General features: G+C 45.1%; 5 protein-coding genes. All 5 read left to right on the forward strand.

What is annotated here, in order from left to right; translation table 11 throughout:
- The first annotated feature begins 3 nt into the window (after window positions 1-3).
- The 5 genes from IFO66_RS01265 (at window position 4) to IFO66_RS01285 (ending at window position 23,139) form a co-directional block, all read left to right on the forward strand.
- Complete coding sequence (locus tag IFO66_RS01265) at window positions 4-5,439, forward strand: non-ribosomal peptide synthetase (protein ID WP_192023398.1); 5,436 nt, start codon at window positions 4-6, stop codon at window positions 5,437-5,439.
- Between the two features lie 21 nt (window positions 5,440-5,460).
- Window positions 5,461-9,474, forward strand: a complete 4,014-nt coding sequence (locus tag IFO66_RS01270; RefSeq protein WP_192023399.1) for a non-ribosomal peptide synthetase — start codon at window positions 5,461-5,463, stop codon at window positions 9,472-9,474.
- Between the two features lie 76 nt (window positions 9,475-9,550).
- Window positions 9,551-12,835, forward strand: coding sequence for a non-ribosomal peptide synthetase (locus IFO66_RS01275; protein WP_192023400.1), 3,285 nt, complete (start codon window positions 9,551-9,553; stop codon window positions 12,833-12,835).
- 26 nt (window positions 12,836-12,861) lie between these two features.
- Window positions 12,862-17,562, forward strand: coding sequence for a type I polyketide synthase (locus tag IFO66_RS01280; RefSeq protein ID WP_192023401.1), 4,701 nt, complete (start codon window positions 12,862-12,864; stop codon window positions 17,560-17,562).
- Window positions 17,563-23,139 (forward strand): condensation domain-containing protein, encoded by a 5,577-nt coding sequence (locus IFO66_RS01285; RefSeq protein ID WP_192023402.1) that lies wholly within the window; start codon window positions 17,563-17,565, stop codon window positions 23,137-23,139.
- Window positions 23,140-23,144 lie beyond the last annotated feature (5 nt).

Consider the following 23,144-nt stretch of genomic DNA (forward strand, 5'->3'; position numbering starts at 1 on the left):
CTTATGAAAGGTCGTACACATTCAATTCATAAGGCTATAGCAGCTAATCAGCACATTGTGGAAAAGAATTATTGGCTTTCACAATTCGTGGGGGAAGGGGCAATGGATGGTTTTCCATCCATTGTGCCGCTTTCCTCTTCTCCTCAACGTGATCTGGACTCCTTGCAAATAGAGCTTGGAGCAGAACTGAGCAGCAAGTTGTTGCTGCTCGCTAATCACTCTGATGTGAGACTTCATGTCGTTCTCGTTGCCTCTATAAGTGCGCTATTATTCAAATATACGGGAAATAAAGAGGTTGTTATCGGCTCACCCATCTATCAGCAAGACGTAGTAGAAGGTGGAGAGGGATCGTATGATAGGGAACATGAGAATAGCGAATTTATTAATACGATGCTTCCTTTACGAGTCCAAATGGAAGAAGGGACAAGCTTTAAGGAACTGCTGATGCAGGTAAAACAGACGTTGGCTGCGGCGGTAGAACATCAAAATTATCCGATTGACGTGCTGTTCGATCAGCTTCATTCGGAGAGTGGAGAATCAGGAACATCCTTGTATCGCACGGTCGTTATGCTGGAGAACATTCATCCGAAGCAGTATTTGGGCGATGCGGACTGTAAACTGCTATTTCGCTTTGTGCGGGAAGAAGACTGCATTCGTGGAACGGTGGAATATGATACAGGCATATACGCTCAAGCAGGAATGGAGCGTCTCATTTCTCATTTCGCAACCTTATTGGAGCATGCCCTGCTGCACCTGGGAGCAGGTATCGGTGAGCTGAGTATGCTGCCAGAGGTGGAACGTGTCCAAATTTTATTTGGGTTTAACGGTAAGCAAGGCTTTTGTCCGGATACGACGATGAGTCAATTGTTTGAAGAACAGGTTGTGAAGACGCCGGACGCTACAGCTGTCACGTGTGGAGAAATAAGTATGACGTATGTGGAATTGAATGAGCGAGCCAATCAACTTGCCTGGCTGCTCAAAGCGAAGGGCATTGGTCCAGAACGATTGGCAGCCGTGCTGTGCGAGCGATCAATTGAGATGTTGGTCGGTATTTTAGCCGTCTTTAAGGCAGGAGGCGCTTATGTACCGATCGATGTGAACTATCCGATGGAGCGAATTCACACGGTGCTTGCGGATTCCGAAGCGAGCGTTGTCCTGACGAAAGCGGATGTTTATCCACATCCAGCAGAGCTATGCCGTAGTATCATCCGTGGTACATCGGTGGAACATGTGGTGTATTTGGATAAACTGGCTGAACCCGAATTCGGGACAGCAGTTCTCCAAGTAGAGCGTCTTGCGTGGCTGCTGGAGCAGGGACAGGAGCTGGATTTTGACTCGTTAATGCAGGTTGATGCTGTTCGGCATGCTGTTGGTGGAGAACAGTTGAGCTACAAGATGTGTGACGCACGTGTTGGACAACTGTCGGTTTTTTTGAATCAGTGCTTAGGAAGTGACGTGAAGCAATACGCTGTAGGTGTGTTGGCAGACGAGCCGATGGAGCGTATTACTGCGCTGTCAGCGCTGCAGCGGCTAGGTGTGGATTATGCGGTTGTTAAAAACATGAAGGAAGCGACGAAATGGATCGGGACAGGCAAAATAGGCTTCATGGTAACAATGAGTCAGCATCTTGATCAGGTGGACCGTCTATTCTGGGAACAGGAAGCTTTGCATGGTTATGTACTGCTAGACGAATATGATCCTCTTGATAGCGTGAAGCAGTCGCAGGTGCAGGATATTTGGGAGGCGGTAGCTGAGCAGTCAAGTGAGGCGATCAACGACTATGGTTGGAGCAGCAGCTTTGGAGGTGAACCATTCCGTCTAGAGGAAATGCAAGAATATATCGACAACTTTCAAGTGAAGTTAGCTCCATATATAACGAAAGAGTCGAAGGTGTTTGAAATTGGCTGTGGACATGGCTTAGTGCTGTTCCAGCTTGCTCCATGTGTGAAGTCTTACTTTGCAGTTGATTTGTCCGGTACCATCATCGAGCGCAATAGAGAGCGTGCGATGCGAGAAGGTCTGCATCACGTTGAATTGAAGCAGGCTTTTGCAGCTGAAATTGGCTGTCTAGATGTGTCAGATGTGGATGTAGCGATCGTCAGCAGCGCTGTTCATTATTTCCCGAACACGTTGTACTTGGAGGAGGTCATCCGGAGTGCAATTGGACTGCTGAAAGAGGAAGGCATCATCTATTTGGACGACCTGCTGGATGCTGGTCGCAAGCAGGAGTTGGTAGCTGCAACAGCGGCTTATAAACAGGCGAATCCTACTGCACTGGTGAAGACAGGATGGGATGAGGATTTGTTCGTAGATGAGCAATTCTTTGTAGAACTGCAGCGATCCTATCCAGAAATTATAAGCTGGGAAAGCAGTCGCAAGCGAGGAATGATCGACAACGAGTTGACGAGATTCCGCTATGACGTGTTGTTGAAGATCGACAAGAAGCAGAATCGTCGAGAAGAGGTTGTGAATTCGGATCAATTGCTTGGAGACGGCAAGGGTCGATATACATGGAAAGAAGTACACCAGTTGGCAGTAGGTACAGGAGAAGTGGATACACGTAATGATACACACGAGGGAATAGAGCCATATACGTCCAATACTTCAAAGAATCACAGCGGAGCGCTGTTAGTCGAAGCAGCTGCACGGGGAACTGTGACAGATGTATCAACGATGACAGCGATGCCGAAGCACAATCCGCCTTCGATTAACAAGCCAGACGATTTAAGCTATGTCATTTATACATCAGGTTCAACGGGCCGCCCGAAAGGCGCAATGGTGGAACATCGGGGTATGATCAACCATCTTTATGCGAAACAAAACGATTTTGCAGTCAGTGATACCAGCATCATTGCTCAAAATGCATCTCATTGCTTTGACATTTCAGTATGGCAGATGTTTTTAGGCTTAGTGCTAGGTGGTAGTGTCGTCATCTATCCGAATGAAGTGACGCTTGATGCGGATACTTTTATCCATCAAATTGAACAGGATGGCATTACGATACTGGAGGTCGTGCCCTCCTATTTGAGCGTGCTGCTGGAACAATTAGAGCCGGAACGTAACAGCTTGGCTAATCTGAAATTATTAGTGGTGACAGGAGAGGCCTTAAAACCTGCGCTGGTAGATCGATGGTTTACAAAGTATCCAGGAATCCAGTTGGCGAATGCATATGGTCCGACAGAAGCGTCGGATGATATTACCCATTATATGATGGACCGAGATCCATTACTTGCTTCAATTCCTGTTGGGCATCCCATTCAAAATATGACCATTTATATCGTGGATCAAGGTGGGCAGTTAAGCCCAATTGGGATCAAGGGAGAAATTTGGGTTTCGGGTATCGGCGTAGGCCGAGGATATGTAAACCAACCGGAGAAGACGAAAGAAGCTTTCGGAGAAGATCCATTTTCCATCGTATCAGGAATACGTCTATACAAGACAGGCGATATCGGCAGGTGGATGGAAGATGGAAGTATCGAATTTTTAGGGCGGAAAGATCACCAAGTCAAAATTAGAGGCCATCGAATCGAACTGGGAGAAGTGGAAAATCGATTGGCAGAGCTGCCTGGTGTGAAGGAAAGTGTCGTAACGGTTGGCAGTACGATTGGTGAAGAAAGTTTCTTATGCGCTTATGTCACAGGTGCAGAATTAAATATATCAGAAATGAAAAAGCAGCTAGGCGAACGTTTGCCAGACTACATGATACCAGAATACGTAGTCGTGCTGGAGCGGCTGCCGTTAACCCCAAATGGAAAGGTAGACCGCAAGGCATTGCCTGAAGTAGAAGAGGCGACAGGTGGTGGGAGTGCGGATTATATAGCTCCGAGTACAGATATCGAACGGAATCTAGCCGCCATATGGTGCGACGTGCTGGGTATCGATCAAATAGGGGTGAATGATGACTTTTTTGCAAGAGGCGGACATTCCTTAAAGGTTACTAGAATGGTTGCCCTTATTCATAAACAGCTTCATAGTAAGCTGTCCTATAAAGACATATTTGAGCATACTACGATACGTTCGTTGGCGGCTTATATTGAGAATAAAGAGCAGGAAGGATTTATTTCGATTCAGCCGGCTCCGACAGCGCTGCATTATCCTTTATCGGCGGCACAGAACAGAATGTTCATTCAGCAGCAAATTTATCCGGAAAGTACAAGCTACAATATTTCACTCGTATACCTTGTGGAAGGAACTATCAATAAAGCGAAATTGAAAGAAACTTTCAATAAGTTGATGCATAGACACGAAAGTTTACGTACTCGGTTTGCGTTGATTGCAGAGAATCCTGTACAGCAGATCCTTGAACAAGTTGAACTGAACATAAATGAATTCCGCTGCAGCGAAGAGCAGGTGGAAGCGATCATTCACCGTTTTGTACAGCCTTTTGACTTAGAGCAAGATACTCTATTTAGAGTAGGGCTTGTTGAAATCAGCAATACAAACCATTTGTTAATTTTGGATATGCACCATATTATTGCAGATGGTGTATCAGTTGAAAGAATAGCCAGCGACTTTTTTGCCCTTTATTCTGGTACAGATTTGCCACGGCTTCGACTCCAATATAAAGATTATGCGGTGTGGCAAAATGGACAAGAGCGGGAGAGATTGCTTCAGCAGCAAGAGCACTATTGGTTGGACGTATTTTCAAAGCCGGTTGAGCCATTGGATTTACCGCTTGATTATTCGAGGGAATTGGATGTGCAAGATTATGCAGCTGATCTGGCCATCTTTACACTGAACAAGAACTTAACTGCTGCAGTAAGGGAAATAGCGATTCGTAATAAAGTGTCTTTGTTTGTGCTCTTGTTAGCGATCTATAACATCATCCTTTCAAAATGGTGCAGTCAAGAGGATATTGTCGTCGGGACGGTAACGTCGGGTCGCAATCACGATGATTTGGAACACGTCGTTGGTATGTTTGTCAATACACTTCCACAGCGTAATTACCCGAACGCAGAGCAAACTTTCTCAAGGTTTCTACGAGACGTGCATAACAATGCGCTGCTAGGATTGCATAATCAAGAGTATCCATTTGATAGATTGGTTACTAAACTCAACATTAAGCGAGATTTGAACCGTTCTCCACTGTTCGATACTTTTTTTCAAATTCAATATTTTGAGAAAGTCCAGAAGGAGTTGGAGGGTCTCGTATTTACCCCTTATGACTATAAGAAAAATAACACATCGCAGTTTGAATTGGAGCTGTTGGTAGAGGAAGAACAAGAACAAATTCAGTTTACCTATCAATACTCTGCCCATTTGTACAAGTATGAAACGATTCATCAAATGTGGAATGATTACGTAGAAGTAATCCGATACATCGTGCAGGATGAGCAAATCAAGCTTGGCGATATGAAAGTAAGTATAGACAGCATGGAAGTCCATTCGGAAAAAGAATCGATCGTCGCGCTCAACGATAGCATCCAATTTAATTTTTAATAAGATAAGGATGTGTACTTCATGGATGGGAATAGCATGTTTGTTAAGGCAAATCACAGGAGCAGAAAGCAGAAGAGTTATTGGTTGGAGAAACTGAGCAAGGTAAATATCAAGGATGTGATCCCTACAAAATGGACCGATCCGTCGGGGGAGTCCTTATCTACAGCATCGAGCAAGATTGAATTGCAGCTTTCTCTACATCCTACTGTATCGAAAAAGCTTACTCATATTAGTAATCAATCCGATGTAACCCTTTTTATTATGCTGCTGTCCGGATTTATTGGCTTTTTGCATCGCTATACGGATGAAGAAGAAATCTTTATTACGATGCCTGTATACAAGGAGCTGCGAAACGATCATGCATCGAATGATTTCGTTATCGTTGGTAAACAATTCGATGGAGAAGTCAGCTTTCGCAACTTGTTGCTAGATATGAAAGAAGAGTTTGTACAAGCAGTAGAGAACCAGGATTATCCACTATCCGAAATATTCGCAGCCTTAAAAGTAGATGCCACTGAAGCGCAAAATTGGCTTAATGGGATTGTTTTTGCCAGTGAAAATATCCACAGCATGAAGCATGTGCTGGGCAATGACAACAATCGTTTTCTTGCCTTGTGCAATCGTGAAGATGATCGGATCGTTATCAGCTTTTCTTTTGATAGACGTAGCTATGACGAAGTTGAGATCGGACAGTTGATCCGCTGTTTTCATGTCTTTTTGGAAGAAGTTCTAGCCGATATGTCGCTGCTTGTATCCCATGTTACGATCATGACGGAAAGCGAGGAAGCAGCATTACTAGCTGCTTTTAATGATACGTATCTTGACTATCCTGCACATCAGACGATCATTCAGATGTTCGAACAGCAAGTGATAAAAACACCTCAGCGTATAGCAGTCGTTCATCAGGAATGGGAGATGACTTATGAGGGACTGAACCAGCTATCGAATCGGTTGGCTTGGGAATTGAGGGAGCGCGGGGTGGACAGGGAAACCCCTGTTTGCATCATGCTGGAACGCGGATTGGAAATGGTTGCAGCCATTATCGGAATTCTTAAATCAGGGGGAGCCTATATACCGCTTGATCCGAACAGTCCGAGCAACCGTCTTCAATATATGGTGGAAGAGAGCAAGCCGCTGCTAGTCATTACAAGACAGGAATTAGCTGGCAAATGCCCGTTGTCCAACGTGCTGCTTCTAGAAACAATGATGGAACGGGATCAGCAAGCAGATTGTGGCAATCCGGATCATCGAAATGAACCGACGGATTTAGCCTATCTGTTGTTTACGTCTGGTTCAACAGGCAAGCCGAAAGCTTCTATGATCGAACATCGCAACGTCATGAATCTTGTAGCTGGTGTGCATGAGCGTGTATATCAGCATTATGATGAAGGTTTGCGAATTGCCGTGCTCGCCCCGTTTATATTTGATATGTCTGTCGAGCAAATCTTTTGTTCCTTGCTGCTTGGTCACACGCTCTATATTGTACCTGAAGAAGCGCGAGCTGACGGGGAACGTTTGCTCGAATTTTTCATTCATAAGCAAATTGATATGACAGATGGTACACCGAGCCATCTCGTTCTATTGCTGGAAGCGATGAGGCACTCTACGGCGGAATTGAAGATGAAAAGGCTTATTATTGGAGGAGAGTCTCTGCCCAAAGAGACCGTAGAACGAATGTATGCTCAGCTTGGGGAACATGCTCCGATTATTACGAATAGTTATGGCTTAACGGAAGTTTGCGTAGATACCACTTACTATGATGTTACGGAACAGAATATGAATCTTTATCACCGTATTCCAATAGGTTCGCCCTTGCCGAATCAGCAAGTATACATTGTGAACAAGCATAATCGATTACAGCCAGTGGGAGTAGTCGGGGAGTTGTGCATCGCTGGGGACAATGTAGGTAGAGGATATTTGAACCGTGATGAGCTGAATGCGAATACATTCGTGGACAACCCGTTTTGTAAGGGACAAAAGATGTACAAGACAGGTGATCTGGCAAAATGGCTGCCTGATGGCACTGTGGATTGTCTCGGAAGGAAGGATACACAAATTAAAATTAGGGGCTATCGCATTGAACTCGAAGAAATCGAGAACCAATTGCGCAAGCATCCAGCAGTTCAAGATGCAAAAGTACTTGCCATTGATGCTATCCATCATCAGGATCAGGAAGCACAAGAGCGAAGTGGAGATTCGAAGCAGCTTGCCGCCTACATGGTGCTTAATACGGTAGTTGATAATGGAACATTACGCGAATTTCTCATTCAAGAGCTCCCAGCCTACATGGTTCCTACGTACTTTGTCCGACTAGAGCGAATGCCGCTGAACCAAAATGACAAAGTGGATCGCAGCAAGCTACCACCGATTGATTTAAATACTTATGACGATGGAACAGATAAATCTGGCCCAACAAATGAACGAGAGCAGCAGTTGACGGAGTGCTGGAAGCAAGTGCTGGGACGGACATCATTTGGGATAAAAGATAACTTTTTTGCTATCGGCGGGGACTCCATTAAAGCGATTCAAATGGTTTCGAGAATGAGACAGCATCAATATAAATTAGAAGTAAGAGATGTATTTAAGTACCCAACGATTGCACAATTAGCTAACATCCTAACCCGATCCACCCGCATCCCTGATCAAAATGAAGTGACAGGCGAAGTGCCGTTGACACCGATTCAGCGTGATTTCTTTGATGGATGTCCTGCGGATCTCCATCATTACAATCAGTCTGTACTATTGAACGTTGCCGAAGTGTTCGATGAAGCTGCTCTTCCTTTTATTTTAACGAATTTACAAAATCATCATGATGCGCTGCGCATCGTCTTTAAAACGGAAGGCGGGCAGCGGATTCAGTTCAATCGAGGACAACATACTTCGATCTGTGTGGAACATATCGATCTACGGGCGAAGGATCATGCCAAACAACAACTTCGCGATCATATGTATAACCTTCAAACGAGTATCAATTTAGAAAATGGGCCTTTAATGAAGGCTGCCTTTTTTTATACAAACGAAGGCAACAAGCTCTTCCTTACGATCCACCATACGGTAATCGATGGTGTGTCATGGCGTATTTTGTTTGAGGATATGATGACCCTGTATCAACAATTTAAAAACGGGGAGAAAGTTTCGCTCCCATTGAAGTCGGATTCTTTCAAGTTCTGGGCGGAACGGTTGTGTGAATATGCAGACAGCGAGGCAATGGCAAAAGAGCTTCCGTTTTGGTTGGAAATGGAATCTACGATGAAAGCGATGATGAAAATAAACCGTGATTTCCCTGCGAGTTACTATATTAAAGATGAGGATATCGTGTCTTTTATTTTCAACGAAACCGATACAGAGATGCTGCTTAGTCATGTGCACCACGCATTTTATACGGAGGTTAATGATGTTTTACTTACTGCGCTGGGGCGTGCAGCTCAATCAGCTTTAGGCATTTCATCTGTAGCTGTTGAACTGGAGGGGCATGGACGCGAGCAGATCGTTGCTGATATGGATATTAGTCGTACGGTAGGTTGGTTTACGAGCTGGCATCCGTTTGTTGTTGATATATCCGTAAGCGATCAGCCAGCTTATCAGATTAAGCATGTCAAAGAGACGCTGCGTGCCGTACCTAATAAAGGGATTGGCTATGGGATTATTAAACATGTGGCCGGCGACAAATCGCTGCGATTCGAGGAACGCCCATCCATTTCGTTTAATTATTTGGGTCAGTTCGATGAGGACTTGAACGATACCTTGTTTCAGATAGCGGAGGAAGCGATAGAAGGCAATGAAAGTACGAATCGGATAAGGGAGAATGATTTTGCCTTTAATGGAGCTGTTGTAGATGGGAAGCTGCACATGGATCTGCACTATAGCAGCAAACAATATAAGCCCGAGACGGCCCGAGCTTTGCTTGACCATTATCGCGATGAGCTTCTTTACCTTATTTCTTTTTGCGCTTCCCGTACGGAATCGGAGGTAACACCTAGCGATTTAGGTTATAAAGAGCTGACTATGGAACAATTGGACAGCTTTTTTGATTAGGAATAGACTTTGCAAGTTCCTGATAGCGTTTTCTCATGAAATCGACTGTGGAAGCTGAAAAGGAGGGAATATCAGGGTGAATGAGTTTGTTCGACAAAATATACAAGATATATACAAAATGACGCCCACGCAGGAGGGCATGTATTTTCATTATTTGTTGGATAAATTCTCAATGGCGTATTTTGAACAGACTGCTTATCGCTTACAAGGGAAGCTGGACATAAGACTCGTAAAGCAGAGCCTTGAGGAATTGTTCAAGCGATATGATATTTTGCGTACTGTTTTCAATCATGAAAAAGTCGATGTTCCGCTTCAGGTTGTGCTGAAGCAGCGGAACGTCGATTTTTTTTATAAGGATATCCGAGACGTAAACTCGGAAGCAGAGAGGGAACAGATACTGACCGACTTTAAAGACTCGGATAAAAAGCGCCCATTTGATTTGAACAAAGATGTATTAATGCGTGTTGCTGTCTTTTGTTTAGGTGAGCAGGAGTATGAATTCATATGGACGTCCCACCATATTTTGATGGATGGCTGGTGCGTGGAAATATTGGTTGCTGATTTTGCTGAAATGTATAGCAGTTTGGTGCATGATCGCCCGAGCAGTCTAGGACCTGTTAAACAGTATCGGACTTATATCGAGTGGTTGGAGAAGCAAGATCAGCAGCAGGGGAATGACTATTGGAAAAATGTTTTACAAGGGTTCAAAGAAAAGACGGAAATTCCAAAGTCCTATGCGGTAACGACGCTGCAGTCGGCTTACGAACATGCACAGTTTAAGTTGGAATTAGATCGAGACCGTGCTGCTGCCTTACATCGAGCTGCAAGTGCTAACCAAGTTACTTTGAGCACATTGATGAAGACGGCATGGGGAGTATTGTTGGCGAAGTACAACCACACAAAAGAAGTCGTTTTCGGTGGTGTTGTTTCAGGTCGTCCGCCTGAATTGGACGGAGTTGAGGACATAGTAGGATTGTTTATTAATACGATCCCGGTGCGTATTTCTGTTGATGAGGAAATGCGATTTGATGATCTCATGAGGCAAGTTCAAGCTGAAGCTGCCGATACCGAGCCGTACCATTTTTGTTCATTAGCTGCTATTCAAGCTACGAGCGAGTTGAAGCAAAACTTGTTCGACCATATATTTGTGTTTGAAAATTTCCCCATTGCGGAGCGTATTCAGGCTGTTCATCACGCACAGGAAAACAATGAATCGCATTTCACCATTACCGATGTGAACGCTTTTGAGCAAACGAACTATGATCTAAATATCGTTATCGCGCCAGGTGATAGCATCTGCATTCAATTTGATTTCAACAGCAGGGTATACAGCAGTGAAAGTATAGGGGTACTTGCTAAGCAATATGAATGTGTGCTGGATCATATTTCGAAAAATGCCCAGCTTCCGATTAAGGGAATTGACCTGTTAACTGAGGACGAAAGAACGCGTATTATAGACGAGTTTAATCATACAAGTGCATCGTATCCTGACGATCAAACGATACACGGTTTATTTGAACAACAAGTTGAAAAAATCCCTCATCATACGGCCTGTATAGATGGTGAGCGGACATGGAGCTATAGAGAACTGAATCAAAGAGCTAATCGATTAGCAAGGACGTTGCAAGCCCGCGGCGTACAGCCAGAAACGGTTATTGCTCTTATGGTAGAACGTTCGGTGGAGATGTTTGTGGGGATCTTGGCGATTTTGAAAGCAGGGGCAGCTTATCTGCCGCTTGATGCACGTCTTCCACAGGAGCGGGTTGCCTATATGCTTGCAGATGGTGATGCGCAGTGGGCGATTACGGATTCTGGATCACATGGATTGGCGGCGGAGTTTGGTATTGAATCCATTGATATTTATGCCATCGAGGAACATGAAGTTGCTAGCGATAATCTGCACCTAGAATGCTCTTCAAATCAGTTAGCCTATGTTATTTATACATCTGGTTCAACTGGCAAGCCAAAAGGAGTGATGGTAGAACATCGTTCTGTAATCAACCGGTTGAATTGGATGCAGTCGGCTTATCCACTGCGGGCGGAAGATACACTTCTCCAAAAAACACCGATTACGTTTGATGTTTCCGTCTGGGAGCTGTTTTGGTGGTTTTTGGCTGGTGCAAAAGTATGCATGCTTCCCCCGGGAGCAGAACGTAATCCAGTTCAAATCGTCGATGTCGTTCAACGTGAAAAGGTCACGGTGATGCACTTTGTACCGTCTATGCTGCTCGCCTTTCTTCATTATGTTGAGGATGCGAATGCAGTGGAAAAGCTGGCTTCCTTGAATAGGGTTATCGTCAGTGGAGAAGCCTTAACTGCGGCGCATGTTCATAAGTGTAATGATACACTGTATACGGTTAACGGCACAGTACTGACTAATTTATACGGTCCAACAGAAGCGACTGTAGATGTATCTTATTTTGATTGTCCTCCTGGAGAGAACATCGATACGGTTCCTATCGGCAGGCCGATCGATAATACGGAACTTTACATTGTTCATCAAAATAAACTGCAGCCAATCGGCGTTCCCGGTGAATTATATATCGCAGGAGACAATTTGGCACGGGGATATCGAAATAAGTCAGAGTTGACTGCAGAGAAGTTCGTACATGGCATTTCGGGTATCGAGAAGCGCATGTATCGGACAGGGGACTTAGCAAGATGGCTGCCTGATGGAAATATCGAATATTTGGGACGAATCGATCAACAAGTGAAAGTTCGAGGCTTCCGTATCGAGCTGGAAGAGATCGAGTCTGTCCTTCATAGCCATGACAAGCTGCGTGGAGCGGTTGTGGCAGTGAGCGGAAGTGATGGCGATAAGAAATTAATCGCTTATATCGTCGCAGTGAGCTATGTATCCGCAGCGGAGTTAAGGGACTATGTAAGTGATAAATTGCCTGATTACATGGTACCTGTGGAGTACATTCAGATTGATGACATCCCACTCAATGCAAGCGGCAAGGCTGATCGCAAGCGATTGCTGGACATCGAAGGGACGAGATTACGTGTTCAAACGTCATTTTTGGGACCTTCTACAGAGACGGAGAAAATAATAGCAGAAGTGTGGAAGGAAGTATTGAAGGTAGAGGAAGTTGGAATACATGATAACTTTTTTGATCTAAATGGTACTTCGCTTGATGTGATTAGAGTGACGAGTAAATTAAGCAAAGCTTTACAGACTCCTTTTGAAGTGGTCACCATGTTTACGTATCCAACGATCGCTTTATTTAGCAAGCATCTCATGCAGGAGCAAGCTGCGGAGAAGTCTGATCAAGATAGAGAAGCAGTGCTGCAGGCTGGAAACTCCAGAATGATGTCTAATGTATCTAGATTTAAACAGCAATCTGGCAGGACTCGCTAAATCTACGGAAACACATCGAGCACACAATGAAAGAGTGGAAGGACAATAACAAGGAAAGCGGGTTTGCGATGATGAATGACGAGCAGAGAACCGGCTTGGAAATTGCCGTCATCGGCATGGCGGGCAGATTTCCTGGAGCGAGCAATATCAATCACTTTTGGAACAACCTTGTACAAGGTGTCGAATCGATTGTGTTTCTAACGGACGAGGAACTCGAACGAGCAGGGGTTAGCAAAGATACCTATAACCGAAAAGATTATGTCAAATCATGTGGTGCTGTACTGGAAAACAGAGATGTATTCGATGCAGCCTTCTTTGGATATACGCCTGCTGAGGCGGAGATGATGGACCCGCAAACGAGAATATTTCATGAGTGTGCTTGGGAAGCGCTGGAGCATGCTGGTTATGATCCGGGGCGATACGGACAACGAATCGGTTTGTATGCCGCTGCTGGCTCCAGTTTCGACTGGGAAGTTACGACTCGTTTATCTGGAAAAAGAGAGCGTTTAGGCGACTATGCCTCATGGCTGCTAGACAGCAATGGTTTTTTGCCAACGAGGGTGTCTTATAAGTTGAATTTAACAGGACCGAGTGTACTACTGCATACCACGTGTTCTTCATCTCTTATTGCTATAGATATGGCTTGCCGCTCCTTATTGACGGGGCAGTGTGAAATCGCTCTTGCTGGAGGTGTTTCGGTCGGGACAGCACCAAGAGAGGGCTATCTTTATCAAGATGGCATGATTCTATCAGCGGATGGGCACTGCCGGGCATTTGATGCAGAGGCGAGTGGGACGGTTGGTGGTGAAGGTGCTGGTATTGTTGTACTGAAGCCACTAGAGGATGCCATTCGTGACAGCGACCATATTATGGCCGTTATAAAGGGATTTGCAGCTAATAATGACGGCAGTCGAAAAATAGGATATACGGCACCGAGCACTGTTGGTCAAAGTGAAGTCATTATGGCGGCAATGGACATGGCTGCTGTGGAAGCGGAGAGTATTACGTATGTAGAAACCCATGGGACAGGAACGGCTCTAGGTGATCCCGTGGAATTGAAGGCGTTAAGCACGGCCTTTGCTACCGACAAAAAGCAATTTTGCCGCATTGGTTCTGTGAAGACGAACATCGGACATCTGGATGAGGCTGCTGGTATGGCTGGGTTTATGAAGACAGTCTTGGCTTTGCAGCACCGAGTATTGCCGCCAAGCCTTCATTATAAGAAAGCGAACCCTAATATTGATTTTGAGAATACGCCATTTCAAGTTAATGCGGGGGCAACCGAATGGAAAGATGATGGTTACCCTTTGCGGGCAGGCGTGAGTTCTTTCGGCATCGGAGGCACGAATGCTCATCTCGTACTGGAGGAACCCCCTCAGGAAATGAGAAGGCAGGAAACGAAAGTTATTAATTATGCGGGGAAACAACAACAGTTATTATTGTTATCAGCCAAAACGGAAACCGCTCTTGCACAGGTTAGCGCTAATTTAGCACAGCATTTTAAGGATAATCCAGATCTCAATCTAGCAGACGCCGCTTATACACTGCAAGTAGGAAGATCCGTAATGGAACATAAGCAGGCATTGGTCGTTTCCTCGGCTGATGAGGCGATTGCTATGCTGTCGGACAAAAAGGCTGATACCAGCATTCGATATGCATCCAAAGATGTCGATGTACCTATTGTTTTTATGTTTCCGGGTCAAGGCTCTCAGTATGTCGATATGGGGAAAGTACTTTACGAGACGGAACCTGTGTTTCGCGAGAAGCTTGACTACTGTGTGCACATTTTGGAAAAAGAAACAGGTCGTGATTACCGAGAAGTTTTATATCCATCTATTATTACGGAGCAGACCAAACAAGCTATTAACGAAACGGAGTTCGCACAGCCACTGTTGTTTAGCATTGAGTACGCACTGGCATCGGTACTTATCAAGTGGGGAATAAAGCCTTCTGCCATGATTGGTCATAGCTTAGGAGAGTACGTTGCTGCTTGCTTGGCTGGTGTTCTTTCACTCGAAGAAGCTTTAAAGCTGGTCGCTCTCCGTGGAAGACTGATGCAAAGCATGCCACCAGGCGGGATGTTAAGCGTACAGATGCCGCAACAAGATTTGTACAAGCTCCTTCGTGCTGAGCAAGGGCTCTCTGATCTATCGATTGCTGTTATAAATACACCGATGAACTGCGTCGTATCGGGGCCGGACGCGCAAATAAGTTTATTGGAAGATAGACTTCTGGAGGAAGGTTGCCTCAGTTTCCGAGTTCATACTTCGCATGCGTTTCACTCGGATATGATGACACCTATGCTGCCGGAGTTCAGATCAGCAATAGAACGATTAAACGTGCAAGCGCCTAGCATTCCGTATGTGTCCAATGTAAGCGGGAATTGGATGGAAGCAGATCAGGTGTTGGATCGTGAATATTGGCCTAATCATTTACTATCTGCTGTTCGCTTCTCAGACGGTATTCAGAAGCTGCTTGAGTACGAATCATGCCTGCTAATAGAGGTAGGACCTGGACGTACGCTAAGCAGTTTCGTGGCTAAACATGATGTTCCAAAGGATAAATATAAGGTGCTTAACTTGATCAAGCATCCTAATGAAACCGTGTCTGATGATGTTCACTTCACAGCACAGCTTGGGAAGCTATGGAGTTGGGGTGTGAATATAAATTGGAAATCGTATCATCTACCAGCCTCTCGCTCTCGTACTCCACTGCCAGCCTATCCTTTCGAGGGTCAGCGTTACTGGCTAGATATCGACATGGATCAGATTACGATGAAGGAGCAGCTAGTACCAATAGATAAGAAAGAACAACTTGCTGACTGGTTCTATGCGCCTATTTGGAAACAAAGTAGAAATCATGTAAGTAGGGTGACTTCTTCTCGTTCACGTGTGTTATTGCTTGCGGATTCAGGCGAGTTCGGTTCCCGACTTAAGCATGCATGGGCGGAGAATGGAAAGGAAGTCATTCTTGTGCATTCGGGAGATTCTTATAGGAAGGAACTTGATGGTACCTATACCGTTTGTTCCGAGCAAAGCAGTGACTATGATCAATTGTTTAGCGATTTGGAAGCATGCAAAATCATACCGGACGTAATTGCTTTTGCCTGGGAGATTGAGAGAATAGGGCATATAGCAGTAGAAGAAGTAGAGGCAGAGATGATTGCTAGAGAATCTTCCTCGGCTATGGCTTGTCTCATTCGGATTGCACAATCGTTAGGAAGACGGTCTATTCATACACCAATGGAGATCGTCGTATTGAGCAATAGCATACATCAAATAACAGGTGAAGAACAGCTGCAGCCTGAACAGGCGGTAGTGTTGGGACCGATCCGAGTCATTCCACTGGAATATGCCAACTTAACCTGTCGAAGCGTGGATATCGCTCTCCCGTTGTCTCAGGCATGGAATCGTAAGTTTTTTGAAACGATCACTGCCGAAATAACCAGTCGAATGCCTGAGCAAGTTGTTGCCTACCGAGGCGGTAATCGTTGGGTTCAAGATTATGAACAGGTATTGCTGCCAAGTAGTGAAGGAACTCCAGCGCTGTTAAAACAACAAGGTGTATATGTCATTACTGGGGGACTTGGAGGAATGGGGCTTGCCATAGCTCGATACTTAATATCGGAGCTACAGGCAAAGGTCATTATGTTTGCTCGCCATCTCGATCCTGCTAAGTTAGAGCAAGCGAATAGCCTAGCGGCAGGCGGCGGTGAGTTGCTTGTCCTCCAGGCGGACGTGACTAATAAAGATCAACTTTATCGTGCAGTAGTGGAAGCAGAAGTCCAGTTTGGCGTCATTAACGGTGTTTTTCATACGGCTGGAGTGCCGGACGGTGGGATTATGCAGTTCCGGTCAGAGAAAGATACCGAGCAGGTACTTGCTCCAAAGACGGAAGGGGCATTACATCTGTATCAAATTTTTAAAGATCGAGGACTCGATTTCTTGTTCCTATGTTCCTCTATCAGTTCAATGCTAGCTCCTGCAGGTCAGGTTGCTTATTGTGCTGCTAACAATTTCCTTGATCATTTTGCTCTAGCAACATCTTCTACGGGGCATATGCATGTGGTAGCAGTCAACTGGGATACTTGGCGAGATACGGGGATGGCACTTGATGCTGAGAAACGTGCACGCTCCTCACACCAAATAAGCGAGAACTTCATACTGGAGGATGGAATACTAGCTGCAGAAGGAATCGAGGTGCTTAAGCGAATTCTCAATGTAAGGCTGCCGCAAGTTGTAGTGTCGGTAAGCGAGCTGAGCAGCAAGCTGACAGCCAACCAGCAAAAGGCTCAATTAGCGGAATTATTGAAAACATCCAATCCATTAGATGAGTCTTTTGCGAACAACGATGAGCAGAAGACGAGCAACAAAGGGATGGAAGCCGATAGAGAACAAACGATTACAATGATTTGGAAGGAGCATCTCGGCGTTCAGCACATTGGCCTTGAGGACAATTTCTTTGATTTGGGGGCTAGCTCACTCGATCTTATTCAGGTAAGACTCAAGATCATGGAGAAGCTGAAAGTTGAACTCAGCATTATTGATATGTACACCTATTCGACGATCGCTGCGTTAAGCAACTATTTAGGCCAGCCATTCAAAGCTTCCGAACATTCAGCAGAGCAGGAAACGGTCGAAGAAGTTCTTGTTCCTACAGCGTCAGGGTATGAACGTGGACAGAACCGCCTTCAACAACGGAAACGCAAACTTAGAGGAGGGGATTGAATGAATACGCAAGCTCATGATGATCGCAATGGGCTGGAAGTTGCTGTTATCGGCATGTCATGCCGTTTCCCCGGGGCAAGAGACATTCATCAATTTTGGGAAAATGTAAAAAACGGACTCGATACGATTTCTGATTTTACGGATGAGCAATTGGAACAGGCTGGAGTTGAACGGGAATGGATAGCCGATCCCAATTACGTCAAAGCCAAGGGGATCATTGGTGATGCAGAAATGTTCGACCCTTCCTTTTTTGGATATACACCTACAGAAGCTGCGTTGATGGACCCTCAAATTCGCATTTTTCATGAATGTGCTTGGACGGCACTTGAAGATGCCGGATACGATCCTAAATCGTATAAGAGGCCGATTGGATTATATGCAGGAGCTTCCAGTAACCTAGATTGGAAGGCTAAAACGATTTTATCCGATCAGCAGGATATGGATGATTTCTCGAAATCGATATTGAGTGATAAAGATCTGCTTGCACAGTTAGTTGCATACAAACTTCATTTGACGGGACCTGTCAATACGGTGCATGCAGCTTGCGCAACTTCTCTCGTCTCGATTCATCTCGCTTGCCAAGCTTTGATTGGGGGAGAATGCGATATTGCCCTTGCTGGCGGTGTATCGATTACGACACCGGAAACGCAAGGGTATTTTTATTATGAACATATGCATGAATCGCCAGACGGACGCAATCGCGCATTTGATACGCAAGCCCAGGGAACGATTTTTAGTAACGGAGCGGGTATCGTTGTATTGAAAATGCTGGAGGATGCACTTGCGGATGGAGATCACATTTATGCTGTCGTTAAAGGAAGCGCCCTAAATAATGACGGCAGCCGTAAAACAGGGTTTACAGCTCCGAGTCCGAAAGGTCAGGCAGAAGTCATTAAGGCTGCCCTTAAAGTGGCTGAAGTTTCTTCAGAAACGATCAGCTACGTGGAGGCTCATGGTACAGCAACACCAGTAGGAGATCCGATTGAGATTGAAGCGCTAAAATTGGCTTACGACAGTAATAAAACAGGGTTTTGTAAAATTGGCTCTGTCAAAAGTAATTTTGGTCATTTAGATGCAGCAGCAGGAATAGCTGGATTTATTAAGACGGCTCTTTCTCTCAAAAATAAGCAAATTCCACCGAGTTTGCATTATACAGCCTCTAATCCGCGTATTGACTTTGTCCATAGTCCTTTTCAAGTAAATACAGAACTGCAGCCGTGGAAGCAGGAAAATGGACCACTGCGGGCAGGGGTGAGCTCCTTTGGAATAGGGGGCACGAATGCTCATGTCATTTTAGAAGAGGCGCCTATAGAAAGCGAAGAGCATGAGGAAGTAGAGACGAACGCTGCGCACGAAACGAGTAAGGAGCATCTCATCGTACTTTCTGCTAGAACGGAATCGTCGCTGCAGCAAATCGAAGCCAGATTAGCTGAATATCTCAATGAGAATCCAGACGTCGATGTCGCAAATGCTGCATTTACGCTGCAAATGGGCCGTAGGGGCTTCGCATATAGAAGCTATGTTATTGGTTCACGTGCAGGAGACATTGCTAACACGCTTCGATCCGGTGGTTCCATTCGGTCGGATGATTCGTGTAAGGATAAGCGCTCAATCATGTATATACTGCCTCGATTCGACCCATCCATATCGTACTTGAACATGGGATACGATTTTTACGAGAACGAAGCGACATTTCGTACCAATATGGATGAATGTTTCGGCATCTTGCAAAGTCTGTATGGCCGAGATGTGAAAACGCTGCTATATCCTGAGTCGAGTGGGCGGCAGTGGACACCGGTGGAACAGGAAGCGGGCATTCTGCTCTATGCAGCAGCGTTTCGGGCAAGTATTGCCTATTCTTTTGCTGCTCTTCTAAAGGATTGGGGAATCCATCCGCAGATAATGATTGGCGACGAGCATGGCAAAGCCGTTTGGGCTTGCCTCTCCGGAAAAATGTCTCTGTTGGAGACGTTGCAGTCAGTGAAGGAAGCAGAAGAACCCTCAACGGCCGTATCTGTTGTTGATCGAGAATTCTCTTTTTATGCGATCTCGGATAATGGGCGTTTTGAAGAGAACCCTCAATTTAGTGAAGCCATTGTGATTCATCTTGATTTCTCCGATCGTTATCCGGTTGGGGATGAGATGAGAACATGGAGTGATATTTCCTTATACACGATGAGAATTGTGGGCGAGTGCTGGCGTCATGGTATTGAGCCTAATTGGGCAAACATGCACCGAAATAAGCATCTCAAGCGTGTATCTTTACCGGGTTATTGCTTCGACCGCCAACTGTATACGATTAAAGATCAATCCTATCAAGCCTTCGCGCAATCTTATTTCCGCACAACATTAAGTAAACAAGCCAATATTGCTCAATGGCTGTACGCGCCAGCTTGGGAATCGTCCCTGCTCTTTTCTTCTTCGGCGGTTGGTACGGACAAAGGGATTTGGCTAATTTTCAGTGATGAAGCAGGATTTGGCATGGAAGTAGCCGAGCAAATGAAACAAGCGGGGTATGAAGTAGTTACGGTTCAACAAGGGGAGAGCTATAGCCAGATTAAAGAGAGTCGTTACTGCATTCGACCAGATATGTACATGGATTATGTAAAGCTGCTGGAGTCCATTGTTTCTGGCGGGAAGCAAGTGTATAAAGTGGTACATATGTGGAGTGTCTCGGCCGTACATCAGTTCCCATTGCATGTGGACGCCGTTCAACGTGCTCAAATATCTGGGTTCTATAGCCTCGTTCATTTGGCTAATGCGCTGCGTGAGCAGCTATTAGGCGAGATCACGGTGGATGTTGTTACTAACAATACGATGCAAATTACTAGCGACGAGAGGTTGCATCCGGAAAAAGCACTTATTTTAGGCCCATGTAAAGTTATTCCGCAAGAATATCCAAATGTAAACTGTCGATACATTGATATGGAACTCGATGGACATGAGGAAATTGCTTTCCGACATGCTAAATTTACTAGACAGCTATGCCGTGAAATTACAGCTAACAGTGATGATACCGTTGTTGCTTATCGCGGTAATACGCGTTGGTTGCAGTCGTACAAGCCAATTGTTTCTGATGAGCCGAAGCAGGAGCAAATACCGCTTAGACAGGGTGGTGTCTATTTGATCACCGGTGGTCTGGGTCGTGTCGGTTATGTGCTTGCCAAGTATCTCGCGACAGCATGGAATGCAAAGCTAGTGTTGACGGGTAGCACGCCTATTCCAGATAAACAAAATTGGGAGCAGTGGCTGCAAGCTCATGATGAACAAGATCCGATCAGCTGCAAAATTCGCCTCATACAAGAACTGGAACGAGCCGGTGCAGTCGTGTGGGCTTGTCAGGCTGAAGCTGGAAATCAGGAACAGATGTTAGTCGTTGTACAAGAAATGGAGAACAGGTTTGGGACTATCCATGGAGTCATACATGCTGCGGGAGCGAGGGATGATGACAGCTCGGGGCTGCTTGAACAGCAAAACAAACCATTTTGTGAAAGACAGTTCTCTCCGAAAGTATATGGATTACTCGTGCTTGAACAGGTACTGCGCGGGAAAGAATTGGATTTCTGCCTGCTAACTTCATCCCTATCTTCCATACTAGGTGGACTTGGGCATTCATCCTATTCGGCTGCGAACATCTTTATGGATGTGTTTGCACAACAAATGAATAGATTAATCGATGTTCCATGGATAAGCGTAAACTGGGATTCTTGGGCCATTTTTGAACAGGGGCATGAGACAGGGATCGGCAAGGAAGTTATGCAGCTGGCGATGACTCCAGAAGAAGGAATTCACGTATTTAAGCGTGCACTGTATAGGAAAGAAGCGTGCCAAATTATTGTCTCAACCGCTGATCTGAAGGCTAGAATGGAACGCTGGATTCAGCGGAGCGCTCTACGTACGGACGAGGATAATCAGGGAACTTTTGTATCTTTAACGGGACACATGGACAATGATGAGATCTTTGTTTCCATTGAACAAGTGGAACATACGCTTGCTCAAATTTGGAAAAATGTGCTTGGTGTTGCAGCTGTCTCTCCTACTGATAACTTTTTTGACCTAGGAGGGGACTCGTTAAAGGCAGTTACGATCTTGTCTCTTATCTTTAAAAAGCTTCGCTTAAAAGTTCCGCTCGCAGCATTTTTTAATGCCGCAACGATTCGTCAGCTAAGTCAATATGTGATAGGGCTAAAGACGGCATCTACGGAAGAACGAATTCAACCAGCAGATAGAAGGGATGCGTATCCATTGTCTGCTGCCCAGCGGCGCTTATTCGCTTTGGAGGAAGTAAGGGATACAGGTACAAGCTACAACATTCCGTATGCTTTTATATTAGAAGGTCTGCTTGATATATCGAGATTCGAGCAAGCTTTGACAGATCTTGTAATGAGGCATGAGCCGCTGCGGACTTCATTTGAGTACCGAAATGGTGAGCCGGTTCAAGTTGTGCATGAATACGTAAGCTTTGATATTCAATACGTGGATTGGAAGAACGAGGAAGTAGATTTGAAGCGGATGTCAGAACAACGGATACAGCAATTTGTGTACCCTTTTGAGCTAAATACTGCTCCTCTGTTCCGGGTTGTGTTGGCACATCTGAGCCCTACTAAATATGTATTGTTTATTGATATGCACCATCTTATTACGGACGGAATTTCGATAGGTTTAATGACTAAAGAGTTCATGGCTTTGTATCAGGGCGTCGATCTGCCTGTGTTAAGCATACAGTACAAAGATTATGCCGTCTGGCAGAGTCATCATTTGCGTTCTGAGTGGAATCATAAACAACGAGCGTATTGGATGGAATCGTTTAAAGGGGATATACCGGTACTGCAAGTTCCAACCGATTACGAGCGATCTGCTGTTCAAAGCCCAGAAGGAAACAGTCTTCAATTTTCTATTGATGCGGAGACTACAGCACGATTGAGAATGTTGGCGAAGGATACAGATGCTTCTATGTTTATGATCATGATTACTATTTTCTACGTACTGCTACACAAAGTAAGTGGGCAGGAGGATGTTGTGGTTGGAACGGTGGCTTCTGGACGTTCCCATGAGGATATGGAGCAGATGCTGGGCGTATTTATCAATACGTTAGCGTTGCGTACTTTCCCTAAAGGCCACAAATCTTTTATAGAGTATGTGCAGGAAGTGAGAAAGACGGTTCTAACTTGTTTTGAAAATCAAGATTATCAGTTTGATCAACTTGTTGAAGACGTATGCACGCAAGCAGATGCGGGGCGAAATCTATTGTTTGATATGATGTTTGATTGGCAAAACGTACCTGCTAAAGAATTGGAAATGGACGGTATTCACATTACGCCATACCCGTTTGAGCATCGTATATCTCAATTTGATGTGGCATTCATCGGCTGGGAAACTTCGGATCAGGTGGCGTTCGAGGTTGTTTATCGTACACACTTGTTCCGCGAAGGGACTATTCGCAAATTTGTTGCGTATTTCGAAGAGATAGCTATGCAAGTTGTACGGAATCGAGGTATTGCGTTATCTGATATCGTCATTTCTCATCAGTTCGTTGCGGCACAGGCTAACCGTGTAGATATTGAGTTTGATTTCTGAATTGA

The sequence above is a fragment of the Paenibacillus arenosi genome (genome assembly GCF_014841135.1).
GTDB classification, from domain to species: domain Bacteria; phylum Bacillota; class Bacilli; order Paenibacillales; family Paenibacillaceae; genus Paenibacillus_B; species Paenibacillus_B arenosi.